This is a genomic window from Mesorhizobium sp. M0615, from assembly GCF_040320805.1.
In the GTDB taxonomy this organism is placed as follows: Bacteria; Pseudomonadota; Alphaproteobacteria; order Rhizobiales; family Rhizobiaceae; genus Mesorhizobium.
Window position 1 is genome coordinate 192,750 of record NZ_JAMYQI010000005.1, and the last position, 16,769, is coordinate 209,518.

16 protein-coding genes are annotated in these 16,769 nt (G+C 62.6%); 6 read left to right on the top strand and 10 right to left on the bottom strand.

The genetic code is table 11. The features are described 5' to 3' along the window. Together NKI46_RS10475 and NKI46_RS10480 are read left to right on the top strand one after the other, a co-directional pair. Nucleotides 1-1,530 (top strand): ArnT family glycosyltransferase, encoded by a 1,530-nt coding sequence (locus tag NKI46_RS10475; RefSeq protein ID WP_352460709.1) that lies wholly within the window; start codon nt 1-3, stop codon nt 1,528-1,530. 54 nt (nt 1,531-1,584) lie between these two features. Beyond that, nucleotides 1,585-2,892 (top strand): M24 family metallopeptidase, encoded by a 1,308-nt coding sequence (locus tag NKI46_RS10480; RefSeq protein ID WP_352460734.1) that lies wholly within the window; start codon nt 1,585-1,587, stop codon nt 2,890-2,892. Here NKI46_RS10480 and NKI46_RS10485 read toward each other — a convergent pair. Beyond that, nucleotides 2,857-3,684 carry a phosphate/phosphite/phosphonate ABC transporter substrate-binding protein gene (locus tag NKI46_RS10485; RefSeq protein ID WP_352460710.1) on the bottom strand — a complete coding sequence of 276 codons (828 nt, stop codon included), beginning with the start codon at nt 3,682-3,684 and terminating at the stop codon, nt 2,857-2,859. The genes NKI46_RS10480 and NKI46_RS10485 overlap by 36 nt on opposite strands. An 86-nt stretch (nt 3,685-3,770) precedes the next feature. Continuing rightward, nucleotides 3,771-4,781, bottom strand: coding sequence for a fatty acid desaturase (locus NKI46_RS10490; RefSeq protein ID WP_352460711.1), 1,011 nt, complete (start codon nt 4,779-4,781; stop codon nt 3,771-3,773). Nucleotides 4,782-5,005: 224 nt separating this feature from the next. Here NKI46_RS10490 and NKI46_RS10495 point away from each other — a divergent pair, with 224 nt between their 5' ends. Both NKI46_RS10495 and bmt read left to right on the top strand, forming a co-directional pair. After that, entirely contained in the window at nt 5,006-5,863 is an 858-nt protein-coding gene (locus tag NKI46_RS10495) for a helix-turn-helix domain-containing protein (protein ID WP_023681768.1), read from the top strand. A gap of 115 nt (nt 5,864-5,978) precedes the next feature. Then, complete coding sequence (bmt, locus tag NKI46_RS10500; protein ID WP_023733760.1) at nt 5,979-7,001, top strand: betaine--homocysteine S-methyltransferase; 1,023 nt, start codon at nt 5,979-5,981, stop codon at nt 6,999-7,001. A gap of 8 nt (nt 7,002-7,009) precedes the next feature. Here the strand turns inward: bmt and NKI46_RS10505 are convergent, their stop codons facing one another. The 7 genes from NKI46_RS10505 to NKI46_RS10535 all read right to left on the bottom strand — a co-directional run bounded on the left by NKI46_RS10505 (nt 7,010) and on the right by NKI46_RS10535 (nt 14,870). Further along, a complete protein-coding gene (locus tag NKI46_RS10505; protein ID WP_023724232.1) occupies nt 7,010-7,276 on the bottom strand; it encodes a hypothetical protein in 267 nt (88 codons plus the stop codon). Between the two features lie 240 nt (nt 7,277-7,516). Continuing rightward, the gene (locus tag NKI46_RS10510) at nt 7,517-9,625 is read right to left on the bottom strand and encodes a vWA domain-containing protein (RefSeq protein WP_352460712.1); all 2,109 of its coding nucleotides are present in this window, start codon (nt 9,623-9,625) and stop codon (nt 7,517-7,519) included. 2 nt (nt 9,626-9,627) lie between these two features. After that, a complete protein-coding gene (locus tag NKI46_RS10515; RefSeq protein ID WP_023696454.1) occupies nt 9,628-10,188 on the bottom strand; it encodes an RNA polymerase sigma factor in 561 nt (186 codons plus the stop codon). 215 nt (nt 10,189-10,403) lie between these two features. After that, nucleotides 10,404-11,582: a BaiN/RdsA family NAD(P)/FAD-dependent oxidoreductase gene (locus tag NKI46_RS10520; RefSeq protein ID WP_023700323.1), complete on the bottom strand. Its 1,179-nt coding sequence runs from the start codon at nt 11,580-11,582 to the stop codon at nt 10,404-10,406. Nucleotides 11,583-11,677: 95 nt separating this feature from the next. After that, on the bottom strand, nt 11,678-12,415 hold the full coding sequence (locus NKI46_RS10525; protein ID WP_352746072.1) for a dienelactone hydrolase family protein: 738 nt from the start codon (nt 12,413-12,415) through the stop codon (nt 11,678-11,680). A gap of 104 nt (nt 12,416-12,519) precedes the next feature. Then, the gene (locus NKI46_RS10530; protein WP_023706084.1) at nt 12,520-13,206 is read right to left on the bottom strand and encodes a 4Fe-4S dicluster domain-containing protein; all 687 of its coding nucleotides are present in this window, start codon (nt 13,204-13,206) and stop codon (nt 12,520-12,522) included. Nucleotides 13,207-13,295: 89 nt separating this feature from the next. Beyond that, on the bottom strand, nt 13,296-14,870 hold the full coding sequence (locus NKI46_RS10535; protein ID WP_023670403.1) for a trimethylamine methyltransferase family protein: 1,575 nt from the start codon (nt 14,868-14,870) through the stop codon (nt 13,296-13,298). Between the two features lie 259 nt (nt 14,871-15,129). On the opposite strand from NKI46_RS10535, the gene NKI46_RS10540 reads away from it, so the two are divergent. Continuing rightward, on the top strand, nt 15,130-15,828 hold the full coding sequence (locus NKI46_RS10540; RefSeq protein ID WP_023688118.1) for a cobalamin B12-binding domain-containing protein: 699 nt from the start codon (nt 15,130-15,132) through the stop codon (nt 15,826-15,828). A gap of 88 nt (nt 15,829-15,916) precedes the next feature. On the opposite strand, the gene NKI46_RS10545 is transcribed toward NKI46_RS10540, so the two are convergent. Further along, nucleotides 15,917-16,057, bottom strand: a complete 141-nt coding sequence (locus NKI46_RS10545; RefSeq protein WP_023746827.1) for an entericidin A/B family lipoprotein — start codon at nt 16,055-16,057, stop codon at nt 15,917-15,919. 65 nt (nt 16,058-16,122) lie between these two features. Here NKI46_RS10545 and NKI46_RS10550 point away from each other — a divergent pair, with 65 nt between their 5' ends. Then, nucleotides 16,123-16,764, top strand: coding sequence for a DUF1638 domain-containing protein (locus NKI46_RS10550; protein WP_023733763.1), 642 nt, complete (start codon nt 16,123-16,125; stop codon nt 16,762-16,764). The last annotated feature ends 5 nt before the right edge of the window (nt 16,765-16,769 follow it).

Sequence of the window (16,769 nt, forward strand, 5' to 3'; positions counted from 1 at the left end):
TTGCAGTATCTAGAGAAATGGACGGACTGGCTCTGCGAAGGCAAGGTCGGTCCCTTCAACGCCGCACTGGTCTGCGTCGCGGTCTATTGCGTCGTCCAGATCGTGGTGATGGCGCTGCTGTCCCATGTCGTGGGAACCGGTGTCGGCGTCGACGATTCCGAACAGCTGATGTACATGCACTACCTCTGGGCTGGCTATGGCGGCTCGCAGCCGCCGCTCTACACCTGGCTTGCCCGCCTCGTCGCCGCCGTGGTCGGAACGAACATCCTCGCGCTCAAGATCGTGAAGTACCTGCTGATCGGAGCGGCGCTGGCGTCGGTTTTCATCGCTGTCCGCCGCCTGGGCTATTCCAGCCGCGCTGGCGCCGCCGCATTGTTCGGCCTGCTGTTGTTTCCGCAGATGGTGTGGGAGATGCAGCACGCCCTCACTCACTCGATCGCCGCTTTCTGTTTTTCAGCGGTGCTGTTTCTTGCGCTCGTCGAACTGGTGCAGCGGCGTTCGCTGGCCACCTATGTGCTGTTTGGCGTGGCGATGGCCGCCGCCATCCTGTCGAAATACAACAACGCGATCTTTCTCGGCGCGCTGATGCTGTCCACCCTGTCGCTGCGCGAAACGCGCGGCGTCATCCTCAACCGCCGGTTTTCGATCAGCCTTGTCGTGGCGGTGCTGCTTTGCCTGCCGACGCTCTACTGGAACCTGACCTACACCGACCAGTTGCTGTCGCACAGCGGCGGCTTCGGCATGGGCAGAGGAGAAAGCGCCATACAAACCGCATTCTACGGAATGCGCGGACTGGGCAAGGCTATCCTGTATTTCGCCGTGTTGCCGGCCGGCATATTCGTCGCGGCTTTGCTCATCGCATGGAAAAAGCCAGCGCCCGCGCTGCAACCGGCGCCATGGACCGAGAAACTGGTGTGGCGCACCATCGCTTTTGCCCTGGCGATGACCATCGTGCTCGTCCTGGCGAGCGGGACGACGCAATTTCGCGATCGCTGGATGCTTCCCATCCTTGTGTTGCTGCCGGTCGCGCTGGCCTTGCGGATGGATGCCAGAGGCGACAAGGGAAGGAAGGTGCAGGACGTCGTCGTCTTTGTAGGCGCAACGCTTGCCATCCTCGTGCTGCCGGTGACCTGGTACACGCACCTCAATGGCGGCGACAGCCGCGGCAGCATCGTGCGTGTCGACTACCAGTCGCTCTATGGCCAGCTGACGGCAAACGGTCCGGTTCGCACGGCGATATCAAGCTGGCACTGGGTGGGAAATCTGCGTCTTGTCGATCCCGATCTGGTCGTGCTCGACGACGAGATGCCGGACTTCGGCCATTTGCTGATCGAGCCGGCGGTGCTCGTGACGGCCAATGACAAGGAACCTCCCGAGGGCATCCTGCGGGCCTTGAGCGAGGCCGGCTATGTCGCTGACGGCTCGCCGCAGCAGTTGGTCGTTCCGATGCTGTTCGACAGCGAGCCGCCCACCCGCACGCTGACGGTCACGCGGCTGAAGAAAGCGGCCGCGGGCGCAGCGCCACAGTAAGTCGGCAGGAGGCGTCGGGTGGAGAAACAAGGGTTCGGTCGTCATCGCAAGATCATGCCGTTCGAGCCCGGCTCCGTCGAAGCCTTGCGCGAAACATCGCGCCAGAAGGCGGCGTCGCTGAACCAGCATCTGCTGGGCTATGGCGCGCTGGCTGAAGCCGAATGGCAAACGGCAGGCATCGCCGCGCCCGATCTTGCCGCGATGCGCAAATACCGGCTCGAGCGCCTCCGCGCCGAACTGAGGCGCCGAAACTACGCCGGCGCGCTGCTCTACGACCCGATCAACATCCGCTACGCCACCGATTCGACCAACATGCAGCTGTGGGTCGCGCACAATCCGACCCGCCACTGCTTCGTCGCCACTGAGGGACCCGTGGTGCTGTTCGACTATTTCTCCTGCGAGCATCTGTCCGATCATTCCGGCGTCGTCGACGAGGTGCGGCCGGCAGTGTCGTGGATGTACCTCTATGGCGGTGAGCTGACCGAGCACAAAGTCCGCCGCTGGGCGGCCGGCATCGCCGATCTGGTCAAGGAGCATGGCGGCGGCAACAGCCGCATTGCGGTCGACCACATCAACCCGGAAGGCGTCGAGGAACTCGCCCGGCTCGGCATTTCGATCGGCAATGGCGAAGCGGTGATGGAAAATGCGCGGCTGATCAAATCGCCGGACGAGATCCTCGCCATGCGCCGCGCAATCGTCGCTTGCGAAGCGGCGATGGGTGAAATGGAGAAGGCGCTGACGCCGGGCATTTCCGAAAACGAATTGTGGGCCGAACTCCACCGCGGCAACATTGCGCGCGGCGGCGAATGGATCGAGACGCGGCTGCTTGCCTCAGGGCCGCGCACCAATCCGTGGTTCCAGGAATGCTCATCGCGCGTGATCGAAGCAGGCGACCTCGTCGCCTTCGACACCGACCTGATCGGTCCCTACGGCTTCTGCGCCGATCTCTCGCGCACCTGGCTGTGCGGTGACGCCAAGCCGTCGAACGAGCAGCGCGATCTGTTCCGCATGGCCGCCGACCAGATCGCCCACAACACGCAACTAATGCAGCCCGGCATTTCCTTCCGCGACCTGGTCGAACGGTCCGTGGTGCCGCCGGGAGATTGCTTCCCGGCGCGCTACGGCGTGCTCTATCATGGCGTCGGGTTGGCCGACGAGTATCCAACCCTGCCACATGCCAGCGACTGGACGCCGGACACGCCCGATGGCGTGCTGGAGCCGGGAATGGTGCTGTGCGTGGAAAGCTATATCGGCCGTCTCGGCGGCCATGAGGGCGTCAAGATCGAGGAACAGATCCTGATCACCGAGACCGGTAACGAGCAGCTTTCAACCTACCCGTTGGATGCGAGGCTGCTCGGCTGATCCGGCAAGCGCCTCGCGCAGAGCCTTGAGCGTCTTTTCCGGCGTCGTCCTGGCGGTGATGTAGGGCAGGCCTTTGCGCCTTGCCGTCCAGCCGACGACCTTCACGGCGTTTGCCGCAGGCTCGAAACGCTGCGCCAGCGCCCAGCTCTCACAGTCGATGGCAGCTATATCCGCCTTGCCCCCGGCGACCGCGATGATCGAGCGGCGATGGCCACCGCTTTCGCTGCGCGAGGAAAAGATATCCAGGCTTTCGCCGGCGGCCTGCAGGTCGCGCGTCAGCGCGATGATGCCCGACATCGAATCGAGGCTGTTGTAGGTAAAACGCTTGCCACGCATCAGATCGAGCGGCAGCAAGGCTTTGCCATCCGCGGGCGAGCGAACTTCCGATCCCTCGGCCGTGCGCATCACCAGCGCGCTGGAATAGAGTTCGCCCTGGCCGCCTTCGTAAGCGTCGTAGCTCGGCTGGCCGACCACCTGCACATGCTTGTTCAGGCCAAGTTCCATCGGCCCCCAGCAGGTCTGCGCGAACAGCAGCGCCGGATGGAGCCAAAGCTGGTGATGGTCGAGTTCGTTCGGCGGCAGTGTCGCCGGATCGGGCGCGATCAGTCTGCCCTGGGCGTCGTGGATGCCGTCCGGCACCGGCGGCAGGTCGCCATTGCGGCGCACGATTGTCTGCGGCGCATCGACGCCCTTGTGCCGAAAAGCCTCGCGCAACGCTGCCCATTGCGCGTCGACCTCGCCGCGCACTTCGGGCCAGTCATACATCGGCAATGCCGCAATCAATTCACTCATGCCGACACTCAATCATCATGGCTCGGGAAAGGATCGCAAAAACGCGGCGTCCAATCAGAATTGGCCGACACCGGGATGTCCGGGGATTATTCCTTCGGCGGCTCGGCCGGAACCGGCGCGCTGCCAAGCCCGCTGATGCTGCGCGCCCTGATGCGCGGCTTGAACGCCCTGCCCGGCTCGGGCTGGCGGCGCAGCACCGGGTGCACGATCGGCTCCTTGGCCTTGAATGCGTAGGCTTTGATCAGTGCGAAATAGTTCGGATAGGCGTAGCCATTGTTCATCCGCAGCCACTCGTCGCGGCGGTCGGCAAACAGTTTTGGCAGCCTGTACCAGGCAACGGTCGGGGTCTTGTGGTGAACGAAGTGCAGATTGTTGTTGAGGAACAGGAACGACAGCGGCGAGCGCTCGATGATCACCGTGCGTCCTTCAGGGTGCTCGGACCACTGATGTTCGGCGAAAGTCCGGACCGCGATCAGCGACTGGCCGAGCCAGACCGGCACCAGAATGTAGAGCCATACGGGAATGCCGAAGCCGAACTGCACGATCGGCACTACGATGGCGAGGCCGATCGCATGCAGCAGCCATGCCTTGCCGATCACCTTGTCGCCGGCAATCACATGCTTGGCATCGTCGACGAAGAAACCGATGCAGGACAGCCAGGGGCCGAGGAAGAAACGGCCGGCCATGGTGTTGTTGATCTTGAGCAGGAATTTCATCGTCGGCGGCAGATCGTCATGCATCCACAACGCCTGGTAATAGCTCTCGGGATCGTCGAGGGGATCGGTCAGGCGCTCGTCGGCGTGGTGGCGCAAATGAAGCGTCTTGAAGCGACGGAACGGCCAGACCAGGCCGATCGGCAGGAAGACGAAGGCTTCGTTGATGAGCGCGCTGCGCGTCGGATGGCCATGCAGCACTTCGTGCATGATCGACGACTGCAAGGCCAGGATGAAGCCGAGGAGAAGAAGTGCCGGGATCGGATAAGAGGGCCAGAGCAGGAGCCCGGCAGCGAGCCACATTCCGTAACAGAAGAAAGCGAGGAGCACGGTCGGCCACTCGATGGCCGCTGCGTCGCGTCGCTTGATGCGCTTGCCTGTCATGCTATCGACCACTGTCCCTCAGTCGCCGGAATTGGTTCCTGACAGCATAGTGTCAGGAGAAGCAATTCCGCTCAACGAGACAAAGTGTACAAAATGTTGCGATTGCGCGATTTCGACCGCAGATGTTATACATTGTAAACAACCCTACGGATTCATTTACGCTGGAAGTGCTGATCCGACGGATCGGGCGCAAATTTTTCCTAAGAGAGCGCGGAGAACGAACAGTGGACAAACGGGACCTTTCGGCAATCTTCCGGGAGCGCCTGAAGCTGCTCCTGACAAGGTCCGATCTCAACCAGTCGGCTTTCGCGTCAGCAGTCGGCATCGACCGGTCGGCTCTGTCGCAACTGATGTCCGGCGCCTCGACGCGCCTGCCACGCGCCGAAACGCTGCTCAACATCGCCGCCGAATTCAAGATCTCGCTGGACTGGCTGCTCGGCCTCTCCCAGGACGAAGGCGTCACCGGCGAAATCCGCGAAAGCCTGGAGATCGAAGAGGCGCCCGACGGCTTCGACCGCACGCTGCTCGCCAAATGGTTCGCCGAGGCCGCAGGCACCAAGATCCGCTATGTGCCGGCCGGCATTCCCGATCTCCTGCGCACACGCCAGCTGGTCGACTACGAAGCCAATATCACCAACCGCAGCCGTCTGGCGCAGGCCAGCGAGACGCAGTACCGCATCGAGTACAACCGGCGCCCTGAGACCGATATGGAAGTCTGCATGCCGCGCCACACGCTGGAGATTTTCGCCCGCGGCCTGGGCGTCTGGGACCGCTTTCCCGAGGCTGACCGCCGGCAGCAGCTTGCCCATATGGCGACGCTGCTTGACGATCTCTACCCCACCTTCCGCCTGTTCCTCTATGACGGCCGCATGCGCTATTCCATCCCGCTGACCATCTTCGGCCCTTATCGCGCCGCCATCTATGTCGGCGACATGTATGTCGTGCTGAACGCCACCCAGCCGGTCCAGGCGCTGACCCAGCATTTCGACAATCTGATCCGGGCCGCCGACATCAACCCGCATGAGGCCGCCGCCTACGCGCGCAATCTGGCCGGCGCGTCATTTCCATCGGGTTCTGCCTGATCCCCAACGCCCCGGAAAGGTGCGCCGCGCGGCAATTGCAGGTCGCAAACACATTGACTGGACATAAAGACTTCTTTATATCCTTATTCCATTCAAATATCTGAAAGTCGATCCGATGACCGCGAACAATCCCATCGATGCTCTGCTGGCCGAAAAGGGCGTGCTGCTCGCCGATGGCGCCACCGGCACCAATCTGTTCGCCATGGGTCTGGAGGCCGGCGAAGCGCCGGAGTTGCTGAACGAGGCAGCGCCCGACACCATCACGAGCCTGCACCAGAATTTCGTCGACGCTGGCGCCGATATCATTCTCACCAACTCGTTCGGCGGCACGCGCCACCGGCTGAAGCTGCACCATGCGCAGGACCGCGTGCATGCGCTGAACAAGCGCGCCGCCGAGATTGCCCGCGCGGTCGCCGACAAGGCCGGCAGGAAAGTCATCGTCGCCGGCTCGGTCGGTCCGACCGGCGAGTTGCTGGTGCCGCTCGGCGCCATGACCTATGACGAAGCGGTCGAGGCTTTTGCCGAACAGATCGAGGGTCTCAAGGAAGGTGGCGCCGAAGTCGCCTGGATCGAGACCATGTCTGCGCCGGACGAAATCCGCGCCGCGGCGGAGGCCGCCATCCGCGTCGGCCTGCCCTACACCTATACCGGTTCGTTCGACACTGCCGGCCGCACCATGATGGGCCTGCTGCCCAGGGATATCCACGGCGTCGTCGACGGACTTTCAGAGACGCCGCTCGGTGTCGGCGCCAATTGCGGTGTCGGCGCCTCCGACATCCTGGCCTCGCTGCTCGACATGACCGAGGCGAAGCCGGAAGCGACGGTGATCGTCAAGGGCAATTGCGGCATTCCCGAATTTCGTGGCACCGAGATCCATTATTCCGGCACGCCGGAGCTGATGGCCGACTATGTCCGGCTGGCGGTGGATGGCGGCGCGAAGATCATCGGTGGCTGCTGCGGCACGTCGTTCCAGCACCTTGCCGCCATGCGCAAGGCGCTCGACGCGCACACCAAATCCGAACGCCCGACCGTCGCGGGGATCGTCGAGCGCATCGGTCCGATGCGCAACAAGGTGGCGACGGAAAACACCGCCGAGACCAGCGAAGCCCGCCGCGAACGCCGCCGCAGCCGAGCCTGATATCGAACTTATTCGCTGTTTTCAGCGTAACGCGATAGCGCCGTCGTGAAATCCAGGGCGGTGCTGTCGGCGCTTTCATTCATCGTCACCAGGTCACCCGACGACTGCGGATTGCCGATCTGCTCCAGCATGACGCGAAAGCGGTCATTGGTCAGCGCCGACTTTGCGGTATTCCGGGCTGCGTCGACGTCATCCATGATGCGCCTGGATTCTGGCGACAGCGTTCCCGACGCCTGCGTGTGTCTCACCGCCGGCGTCGTGTTTCCAATGTTCATATCTGCAATTCCCGGCTCCCCAAGCCCAGTCCCGACCCCATGCAATAATAGCAGGGCATTGCGATGACGTTCCGGAAAAGCCGCGCAATTTAACGATCAGGCGGATCATCTGTGCGCTTCGGATCAATCGATCCGAAAAAAAGGCCGGCAGGGTTTCCCCCGCCGGCCTGCCTCACCCGCCCGTAGTCGGTTCCCCGTATCAGAACGACCCCCGTCTGAAAGGAACCGGCTGTATTGCCACTACCGGTTACCGCCCAGCGCCGAGGCAAGGCGCACAAGCGAAAGGAACTCGGACCTGTACCCAAACGGGTCGGCTCCTCGGGCGGCGGTGGCAATCTCCATGATCTTGTCGTAGCCGAACTTCGCGGTCGCATCCTCGTCGCGCAGCTTCTGGCCGAAGGCGGCGACAGCGACGGAGAAACGCTGGTCGGTGCTGGCCTGGTCGAAGGACGCGACCTCGTTGGCCGAGGTCACCGGCGTGGTGATCAGCTTCGAGACGTCTTCGTTCGGCAGCTTGTAGCGGATTTTCACAAAGGCATATTCGTCGGCATTGGCGACGCCGCCATTGTTGACCGTTGCCTGGCCGTAGCGCAGCGGATCCATCTGCTCGCCGCCACTGCCCTTCGGCGTGATCTCGTAGATGGCGGTCACCGAATGACCGGAGCCGATATCGCCGGCATCGACGCGATCATTGTTGAAGTCCTCGCGGTTCAAGGCGCGGGTTTCATAGCCGATCAGCCGGTACTCCGAGACCTTGTCCGGATTGAACTCGACCTGGATCTTGACGTCCTTGGCGATGGTGAACAGCGTCGAGGAGGCATCCTCGACCAGAACCTTCTCGGCCTCGGCCAGCGTGTCGATATAGGCGGCGGTGCCGTTGCCGTTCTGGGCGATGGTCTGCATCATCTGGTCGTTCAGATTGCCGCGTCCAAAGCCGAACACCGACAGGAAGACGCCGGTCTTGCGCTCCTGCTCGATCAGTCGCTTCAGATCGTCGTCATCGGTCTGGCCGACATTGAAGTCGCCGTCCGTGGCCAGCATCACACGGTTGATGCCGTCCTTGACGAAGGACTGCTGGGCAAGCTTGTAGGCTTCCTTGATACCCGCCTCGCCGGCCGTCGAGCCGCCCGGCTGCAGATTGTCGATGGCGTTGAGGATCTTGTCCTTCTCGGTGACCTTGGTCGGCATCAGCACGGTGCCGGCGTCACCGGCATAGGTGACGATCGAGATGGTGTCGTCCGCCTTGAGCTTGCTGACCAGCAGCCGGAAAGCCGACTTGAGCAGCGGCAGCTTGTCCGGCTCATCCATCGAACCCGAGACGTCGATCAGGAACACCAGATTGGCCTTGGGCTGCTCGACCGGCTTGATGTCGAAGCCCTTGATGGCGACGTGCATCAGCTTGGTGTGCCCGTTCCACGGCGTCGGCATGACCCTGACGGTCGAGTTGAACGGCGTCGAAGCCGAGTCCGGACCCTTCCAGTCATAGGGGAAGTAATTGACCATCTCCTCGACGCGGACCGTATCGGCCTGCGGCAGGTAGCCCTGCTTCAGCGAGCCGCGGACGAAGGAATAGGAAGCCGTGTCGACGTCGATCGAGAAGGTCGAGACCGGATCCTGAAGCGCTGCATGCACCGGATTGGTCTTGAAATCCTCGACGCGGTCGCGGTTTGGCTCCTGCGGCGCAATCTGGTCGGCCGGCATGGTCGAGGGCTGCGCCAGGTACTTGGACTCACCAGCACCCGCCATGCGGTCGACCCGCGCGGTGCCGGCCGGGGCAGCCGTGCCGTCAAGCGAGAACTCGCGGCTCTCAACCGGCGCGGGCTCGGCCAACACGCCGCGCCCCAGCGCATCCTGCTGCGCCGGGGCGACAGCAACGGTCGATTCGGGTTTCGGCGGCGCGGGCGGCGTAAGCGACATAATCACGCGGCTTCGTTCATCCGCGTCGGCCTTCTTGTCGCCTTCAGGCGTCTGCTTTGCCTTGTCCGGCGCATTGATGGCGGGCTCACTGGTTGCCGGCTTGTCGGCCAGCGTCTCGGTGATCTTCTCGTCGCCGCCGAACGGCAACGGCTGTTCCCTCAGCATATGGAAGGTGGCGTATCCGGCGATCGGCAGGGCGACGAGCCCGGCAATGGCCGGCGTGGCGATGAGTTTCTTTTGCATGATCTCGCTCCAGAGCTTTTGTGCTCGCTCTGTGAGACGAAGCCCGCCGACCGATCCTTGGGTGACGGCAGAAATATTTTCCTGATCATAGGCGCTCATGGCGGCTTCGAAGGCGCGTGCCTTCGCGCTTTCGCCCGGCGCCGGTACTGCTGCGTCGCGCAGCCTGTTGAGTTCGTTGTCGTCGACCATGGTCACACTTCCCCGGCTGAACGCATCAACGTCTTCAGCCGTTTCTTCGCTTCATGGATGTGCCAGGAAACCGTCGTCTCCGAGATTGCCATCGCCTCGGCGGCGGCCGCGTGGCTCAAACCTTCGCCATAGACCAGAAGTACTGCATCGCGCTGCTTGTCCGGCAATTGCCGCACCGCTGCCCAGAGCGCCTCAGTCGGATCTTCGGGCTCGGCCGAGGCCTCTCCCGAAATCATGCTGTAGGCGCCGAAAGCCTCGGTCTTGACGTTTTCGCGCGTGGTCTTGCGCATCATGTCGCGCGCCGCGTTCAGCGTCACGGAATAGAGCCATGTCGTGAACGCGCCGCCGCCGCGATAGTCGCGGATCGCCTTGCCGAGACGGACACAGACCTCCTGGGCGATGTCTTCGGCATCGGCCTTTTTTCCGCACCAGCGATAGGCGGCGCGATAGACGAAGTCGTAGTGCCGCTCCAGCAATTTGCCGAAGGCGCCCCTGTCTCCGCCCTTCGCCCGCCCGATTAATTCGGCGTCGGAGGCTTCGCTTTCATCCAGCATCATCGCCATCATTTGCCTGTTGGACGAAGGCTAATGGCCAATCCTTGGGGTTATGGAAAGATTTTTTTCCGAGGCGACGGATGCACGCGCAACAGGTGCGCTGAGATTCAGGTCAGGCCGAGCCGAAAACGATGGATTTCGAGAACCGGAGCGGAGCGTACTTTTGGTACGCGAGCACCGGAAGCACAGAAAGCCGTCGTTTGCAGGCCGGCCTCACCTGAATATCAGCACACCTGGCCCGAGGCCCAGCCGGACGACCAAGCCCACTGAAAATTATAGCCGCCCAGCCAGCCCGTGACATCGACGACTTCGCCGATGAAAAACAGCCCCGGCACGGATTTCGCCTGCATCGTCTTCTGATCGAGCCCGTTGGTATCGACACCGCCAAGCGTCACTTCCGCCGTGCGGTAACCCTCGGAGCCGGCCGGCTTGATGCGCCAGTCGTTGACGGCGGCTTCGACGGTTTTCATTTGCAGGTCTGTCAAATCAGCGAGATTGCCATCGATCCCACTGCGCTCGGCGACTGCTTGCGCAAGGCGCTTCGGCAAATGGTTTGCAAGCACCGTCTGCACCGCTTGCCTGCCGTTGACGCGCCGGGCGGCGCGCAGCAGTTCCGCCACATCCCTCCCCGGCAGCATGGCGATGCGGATCTCGTCGCCCTCGCGCCAATAGGACGAGATCTGCAGGATGGAAGGCCCGCTCAAGCCGCGATGCGTAAACAGCATCGCCTCCGAAAACCGCGTCTTGCCGCAGGCGACTTCGGCATCGACGGCATTGCCGGCCAAAGGCGCCAGCCGCTCCAGCGTTCTTGCGTCGAAGGTAAGCGGCACCAGCGCCGGCCGTGTTTCCACCACCGCAAGGCCGAATTGCGCCGCAAGCTCGTAGCCGAAACCGGACGCGCCCATTTTGGGGATCGACTTGCCCCCGCAAGCCACGACTAACGAGCTGCAAGCGACGCTGCCAGCGGAGAGCGTCAGCACAAACCCGTCCGCGGTCTTGCTGACGTTCCTCACCTCGGTCGACAACGCCAGTTCCACACCCCAATCCTGCATGTCGGAAACCAGCATGTCGATGACCTGGCGCGCCGAGCCGTCGCAAAACAGCTGTCCCAGCGTCTTCTCGTGATAGGCAATGCCATGGCGTTCGACGAGCGCGATGAAGTCGCCTTGCGTGTAGCGGCTGAGCGCCGAAATGCAGAAATGCGGATTGCCGGAGATGAAATTCTTCGGGCTGGTGTGGATGTTGGTGAAATTGCAGCGGCCACCGCCGGAGATGCGGATCTTCTCGCCGGGCTTTGCCGCGTGATCGAGCACCAGGACCGAGCGGCCGCGCTTGCCCGCCTCGATGGCGCACATCATTCCGGCCGCACCGGCGCCGATCACCACGACATCATAGGATTGCATCAGGCTGTTCGTTCCCGCTCGACTGGCGCTGTTTTAACAGGCCGCGCCAATCGTGCAGTCTCTACCCGTTCGTTGCGACTTCAGGCAACGCCTCGTTAGATCAGCGTCTCGGCGAACAGCGTCGTCAGTCGCTTCCAATGACGTTCCGCGCCGGCCGCGTTGAAGACGCTGTGGTCCGACACGCACCAGCCATGCGCCATGCCGGCATAGTTTTCGATGGCGTGGTCGACCTCCGCCACGCGCAGCGCCTCGACCAGCCGCGCCGACTGCTCCGGCGGAAAGCTGCGGTCGACGCCCGATGTCCCGACATAGACGCGCGCCTTGATCATTGCGGCCTTGCGGTGCGGGCTGTCGGCGGCATCGCTGGCCAGATTGCCGCCATGGAAGCTCGCCGCCGCCACGATGCGATCGGGATAGGTTGCAGCCGCATTCAAAGCCCGCGCCCCGCCCATGCAGTAACCGACGACACCGACCGGTCCGGTGACACCTTCAGCGGTAAGCGTGTCGAGGAACGCCCTGCTGTCGCGGATGGTCATGTCCTGTGTCGTGCCGTGGACCAACGCCGTCAGCGCGACCTTGGTCTCCTCGACGACGAAAGCGGTCTTGGGCTCGAACGGCCCGTAGGGTGCTTTGCGATAGAAAAGATCCGGCACCAGCACGGCATAGCCCTCGCCTGCCAGCCGTTCCGCCATTGCGTCGAGCGCCGGTCGCGGACCGAAAGCGTCCATATAGAGAATGATGCCGGCCCTGGACGAGGAAGCGGTCGCCGAGCGGAACAGCCCGGCTTTCGCCACGCCGTCCCCGGTCTCTATCTCAATGTCCTGCTTCGCCATGGCTCGCCCCATTGATTGTCGTGCGATACATATAAGCAGGCATTGTCAGGGCAAGCCGTTCCCTGACAATCCCGTTCAACACTTTGTGCAGGCGTTCAACGCCGCTACAGGCCAGCAAACGCCGTCATGTGAAAGGCCTGAACCTCAAGCGGATAGCGATGGGCCGTGCCATACGGACAAGCGTTGCGGTCGAGGCAGCCGCCGCCGCGGCATGGTTCGCCGTTTTGCCCGCGCACATGCGCCAGGCAGGACTCATAGGCGAAACCATCGACCGAATAGGCATCAACCGGACAGGATTTCAGGCAAGGTTTTGCGACACAGGCGTCGCAAAGGTGAATCGCTTCGCGACGTTCAGGAAGCGCGATCTCATCCTCGAACAGCAACGCGCCGCGATAGGCATGCCAGAGCCCGTACTGCGGATGCATCAGGATGCCCAGCGGCGACGGTCTCAGCCCCTCCGCTCGCATCGCCCATTGCTGGAACGGCAGATAAGGTCTGTCCGAAGGCGAAACGGCGCGCGCGCCGAATTTCTCCGCCACCGCACCGATCACTTCGCGCGACCATGTGTCGAGCGGATTAGCAATGGTTTGCGGTTGCCGGTCGCGCCAGCGCAGGAAATGCGGCCAGGGTGCCGCTCCCGCCTGCCCGACCAATAGCACGGATTTGGCAGGGGCGGCTGAAGGGCCATGCGGCGGCGTTTCGCTTGTTGCGAAATTGAAGCCGCCGCGCAGGATGAGGCCGTCGGCGGAAAGCGCGGCCGCTATCTCGTCAGCCCGGCGCCGCGCAATCATCCCTTCTTGTCCGGGTCGGAGAAAGCGCTCCGCCAGACTTCCTTGTGGATGATGTTGGCGACTTTAGCCCCGCCTGACTCGGGCTCCTTTCAGGTGAAGGCGTCAGCCATCGACGCCTTCTTCGTCGCGATGTAGTCCTTCAGCCCGTCGTCGATGCCCGGATCGAGATACGGCGCCTCGTAGGTCTCCAGCCAGCGGCGGGCGAGTTCGTTGGCGCGCTGCGGCGCTGTTTTCTCCCCCTCGGCCAGCCACTGCTCGTAGGAATTGTTGTCGGCGATGCTGGAGCGATAGAAGGCGGTCTGGAAATTCGCCTGCGTGTGGTCGCAGCCGAGATAGTGGCTGCCCGGGCCGACCTGGCGGATGGCGTCCATCGCCTGGCCGTTTTCCGAGAGGTCGACGCCTTCGGAAAACTTTTGCGTCATGCCGAGCTGGTCGATGTCCATCATGAATTTTTCGTAGCAGGAGGCCAGTCCGCCCTCGAGCCAGCCGGCCGAATGCAGGACGAAATTGGTGCCGGCAAGAATGGTCGAGTTGAGCGTGTTGGCGCTCTCATAGGCGGCCTGCGCGTCCGGAACCTTGGAGGCGCAGAGCGAGCCGCCGGTGCGGAACGGCAGACCGAGCCGGCGGGCAAGCTGTGCGGCGCCGTAGGAAACCAGCGACGGCTCCGGTGTGCCGAAGGTCGGCGCACCAGACTGCATGGAGATCGACGAGGCGAAGGTGCCGAACAGCACCGGCGCGCCGGGACGGATCAACTGCGTGAAAGAGGCGCCGGCCAGCACCTCTGCCAGAACCTGCGTCAGCGTGCCGGCCACCGTGACCGGGCTCATCGCGCCGGCAAGGATGAACGGCGTGACGATGCAAGCCTGGTTGTGACGCGAATAAACCTTCAGCGCGCCCAGCATGGTTTCGTCGAACACCATCGGCGAATTGGCGTTGATCAGGCTGGTCAGCACGGTGTTGTTTTCGACGAAATCGTCGCCGAACACGATCTTGGCCATGGCGACGGTGTCTTCGGCCCGCTCTGGCGCCGTCACCGAACCCATGAACGGTTTGTCCGAATATTTGATGTGGCTGTAGATCATGTCGAGATGGCGTTTGTTGACCGGCACGTCGACCGGCTCGCAAACCGTGCCGCCCGAATGGTGAATCGACGGCGCCATATAGGCGAGCTTCACGAAATTCCGGAAATCCTCGATCGTCGCGTAGCGCCTGACACCGTCGAGATCGCGCACGAAGGGCGGACCATAGACCGGCGCGAAGACCGTGGCGTTGCCGCCGATCTGCACCGAACGTTCGGCGTTGCGCGCATGCTGGGTGTAGATGGGCGGCGCGGTCTTCAGCAGCGAGCGGCAGAGGCCCTTGGGAAAATGCACGCGCTCGCCCTTGACGTCGGCGCCCGCCTCTTTCCAAAGCTGCAGCGCCTCGGCGTCGTCGCGAAAGATGATGCCGATCTCTTCCAGCACCGTATCGGTGTTGTTTTCGATAATCGCCAGGCCTTCCTCGTTGAGGACCTCATAGATGTTGATCTTGCGCTTGATATAGGTGAGCTGGGTGCCCGGTCCGCCGCCCGAGCGCGCCGCCCGCCTTGCAGCCGCGCCGCCGCTGGCAGCACGTCCACGTCGCGCATTGGACGCTTCCTGGTCGACTGACGCGTTTTCACTCATGATCGTTTTTCCCTAAAAACCGTTTGCGGCCGCGTAGGCGGCTTCTCGCCCGGATCGTAGCCATGCACCCTATTCGAAACGGCCCGCCAGCGCCAACGCCTGTCGCAAAATCGACAAGAATTCCAATAGATTTGCGGTCGCTTTCCTTTTGCGGGAAGTCGCAAATCAGCTATGGATACCTGCCCCCGCCGGGTTAGGTATTGACGCGATTATTTTAAGCCGCCGTGATCGCATCCGCGCGGCAAGGAGCCCGAGAAAAATGGCCGACGACGAGATCATCCTCTCCGAGCTTTCCGACGACGAGTTGGTGCAGCAGATGCACGACGATCTCTATGACGGACTGAAGGAAGAGATCGAGGAAGGCACCAACATCCTGCTCGAGCGCGGCTGGGTGCCCTACAAGGTGCTGACCGAAGCTCTGGTCGAAGGCATGCGCATCGTCGGCGAGGACTTTCGCGACGGCATCCTGTTCGTTCCCGAGGTGCTGCTGTCGGCCAACGCGATGAAAGCCGGCATGTTCATCCTGCGCCCGCTGCTGGCCGCCACCGGCGCGCCGAAGCAGGGCAAGATGGTGATCGGCACCGTCAAGGGCGACATCCACGACATCGGCAAGAACCTCGTCGGCATGATGATGGAAGGTGCCGGCTTCGACGTCATCGATCTCGGCATCAACAATGCGGTGGAAAAATACCTCGACGCCATCGAGCAGCACCAGCCCGACATTATCGGCATGTCGGCGCTTTTGACCACGACCATGCCTTACATGAAGGTCGTCATCGACACGATGAAGGAAAAGGGCATCCGCGACGACTATGTCGTCCTGGTCGGCGGCGCGCCGCTAAACGAGGAATTCGGCAAGGCCGTCGGCGCCGATGCCTATTGCCGCGACGCGGCTGTGGCGGTCGAGACCGCCAAGGACTTCATGAAGCGCAAGCATAACGTGCGCGCTTCAGCCTGATCTGTTACGCAAGGCGTCTGGGCCACAATCGAAAGCCGCGCCTTGCAGCGCGGCTTTTTTGTTCCAGCTATTGGAACGGATGGCTGCGTCAGGGTTTGGTGACGGTGTCGTCGACGGCTTTCGCAGTCGATTTGATATCCCGGCCGACACCACGGACGGTGTTGGCACAGGCCGTAAGCGCCAGGATGCAGGCAAGGATTGCAATCGGCGCAAGGCGTAACAGTTTCATGGACGGTTTATCCCTCTCTCGATAGATTCGCCCCACAGCAACGAAGGCCGCTTCGACCGGGTTCCATGGCCAGAATGCAAAAAACGAAACCGAATCAGGACGACAGGCTGCTAGTCATCGCCTGCGGAATGATTGCGCGCGAAGTTTTGGCCGTCAAGGAGCAGCTCAAGCTCGACCATCTCGACCTGACCTGCCTGCCGGCGGAGTTCCATTTCTACCCCGACCGCATCGCACCGGCGATGGACAAGGCGATCGAAAAGGCCAAGGCGGAAGGCTATAGCAACATCTTCGTTGGCTATGCCGATTGCGGTACCGGCGGCATGCTCGACCGGGTCCTGGAGAAGCACGGCGTCGAGCGCATGGCCGGGCCGCACTGCTTTGCCTTCTACCAGGGCATGGACGCCTATGCGAAGGTCGCCGACGACGACATGATGTCGTTCTACATGACCGATTTCCTGTGCCGCCAGTTCGACGCCTTCTTCATGAAGCCGCTCGGCCTCGACAAGCACCCGGAGCTGATCAAGGACTATTTCGGCAACTACCAGAAGCTGATCTACATCGCCCAGACCGACGATCCGGAACTCGACAAGGTCGCCGAGAAGGCCGCGAAGATGCTTGGCCTCGCCTATGAGCGCCGCTCGACCGGCTATGGCGACCTGACGGCTGAATTGGCGCGGGTGGCGGCACATCCAGAAGAATTGCGTTAGGCGCC

What these genes read in the sequence shown, in the direction of transcription:
- NKI46_RS10545 (WP_023746827.1), bottom strand. Translation starts at nt 16,057, where the DNA reads ATGAAACTGTTACGCCTTGCGCCGATTGCAATCCTTGCCTGCATCCTG.
- NKI46_RS10490 (WP_352460711.1), bottom strand. Translation starts at nt 4,781, where the DNA reads ATGACAGGCAAGCGCATCAAGCGACGCGACGCAGCGGCCATCGAGTGG.
- NKI46_RS10525 (WP_352746072.1), bottom strand. Translation starts at nt 12,415, where the DNA reads ATGGCGAAGCAGGACATTGAGATAGAGACCGGGGACGGCGTGGCGAAA.
- NKI46_RS10515 (WP_023696454.1), bottom strand. Translation starts at nt 10,188, where the DNA reads ATGGCGATGATGCTGGATGAAAGCGAAGCCTCCGACGCCGAATTAATC.
- NKI46_RS10540 (WP_023688118.1), top strand. Translation starts at nt 15,130, where the DNA reads ATGGCCGACGACGAGATCATCCTCTCCGAGCTTTCCGACGACGAGTTG.
- NKI46_RS10535 (WP_023670403.1), bottom strand. Translation starts at nt 14,870, where the DNA reads ATGAGTGAAAACGCGTCAGTCGACCAGGAAGCGTCCAATGCGCGACGT.
- NKI46_RS10530 (WP_023706084.1), bottom strand. Translation starts at nt 13,206, where the DNA reads ATGATTGCGCGGCGCCGGGCTGACGAGATAGCGGCCGCGCTTTCCGCC.
- NKI46_RS10520 (WP_023700323.1), bottom strand. Translation starts at nt 11,582, where the DNA reads ATGCAATCCTATGATGTCGTGGTGATCGGCGCCGGTGCGGCCGGAATG.
- NKI46_RS10550 (WP_023733763.1), top strand. Translation starts at nt 16,123, where the DNA reads ATGGCCAGAATGCAAAAAACGAAACCGAATCAGGACGACAGGCTGCTA.
- NKI46_RS10510 (WP_352460712.1), bottom strand. Translation starts at nt 9,625, where the DNA reads ATGGTCGACGACAACGAACTCAACAGGCTGCGCGACGCAGCAGTACCG.
- bmt (WP_023733760.1), top strand. Translation starts at nt 5,979, where the DNA reads ATGACCGCGAACAATCCCATCGATGCTCTGCTGGCCGAAAAGGGCGTG.
- NKI46_RS10485 (WP_352460710.1), bottom strand. Translation starts at nt 3,684, where the DNA reads ATGAGTGAATTGATTGCGGCATTGCCGATGTATGACTGGCCCGAAGTG.
- NKI46_RS10480 (WP_352460734.1), top strand. Translation starts at nt 1,585, where the DNA reads ATGCCGTTCGAGCCCGGCTCCGTCGAAGCCTTGCGCGAAACATCGCGC.
- NKI46_RS10505 (WP_023724232.1), bottom strand. Translation starts at nt 7,276, where the DNA reads ATGAACATTGGAAACACGACGCCGGCGGTGAGACACACGCAGGCGTCG.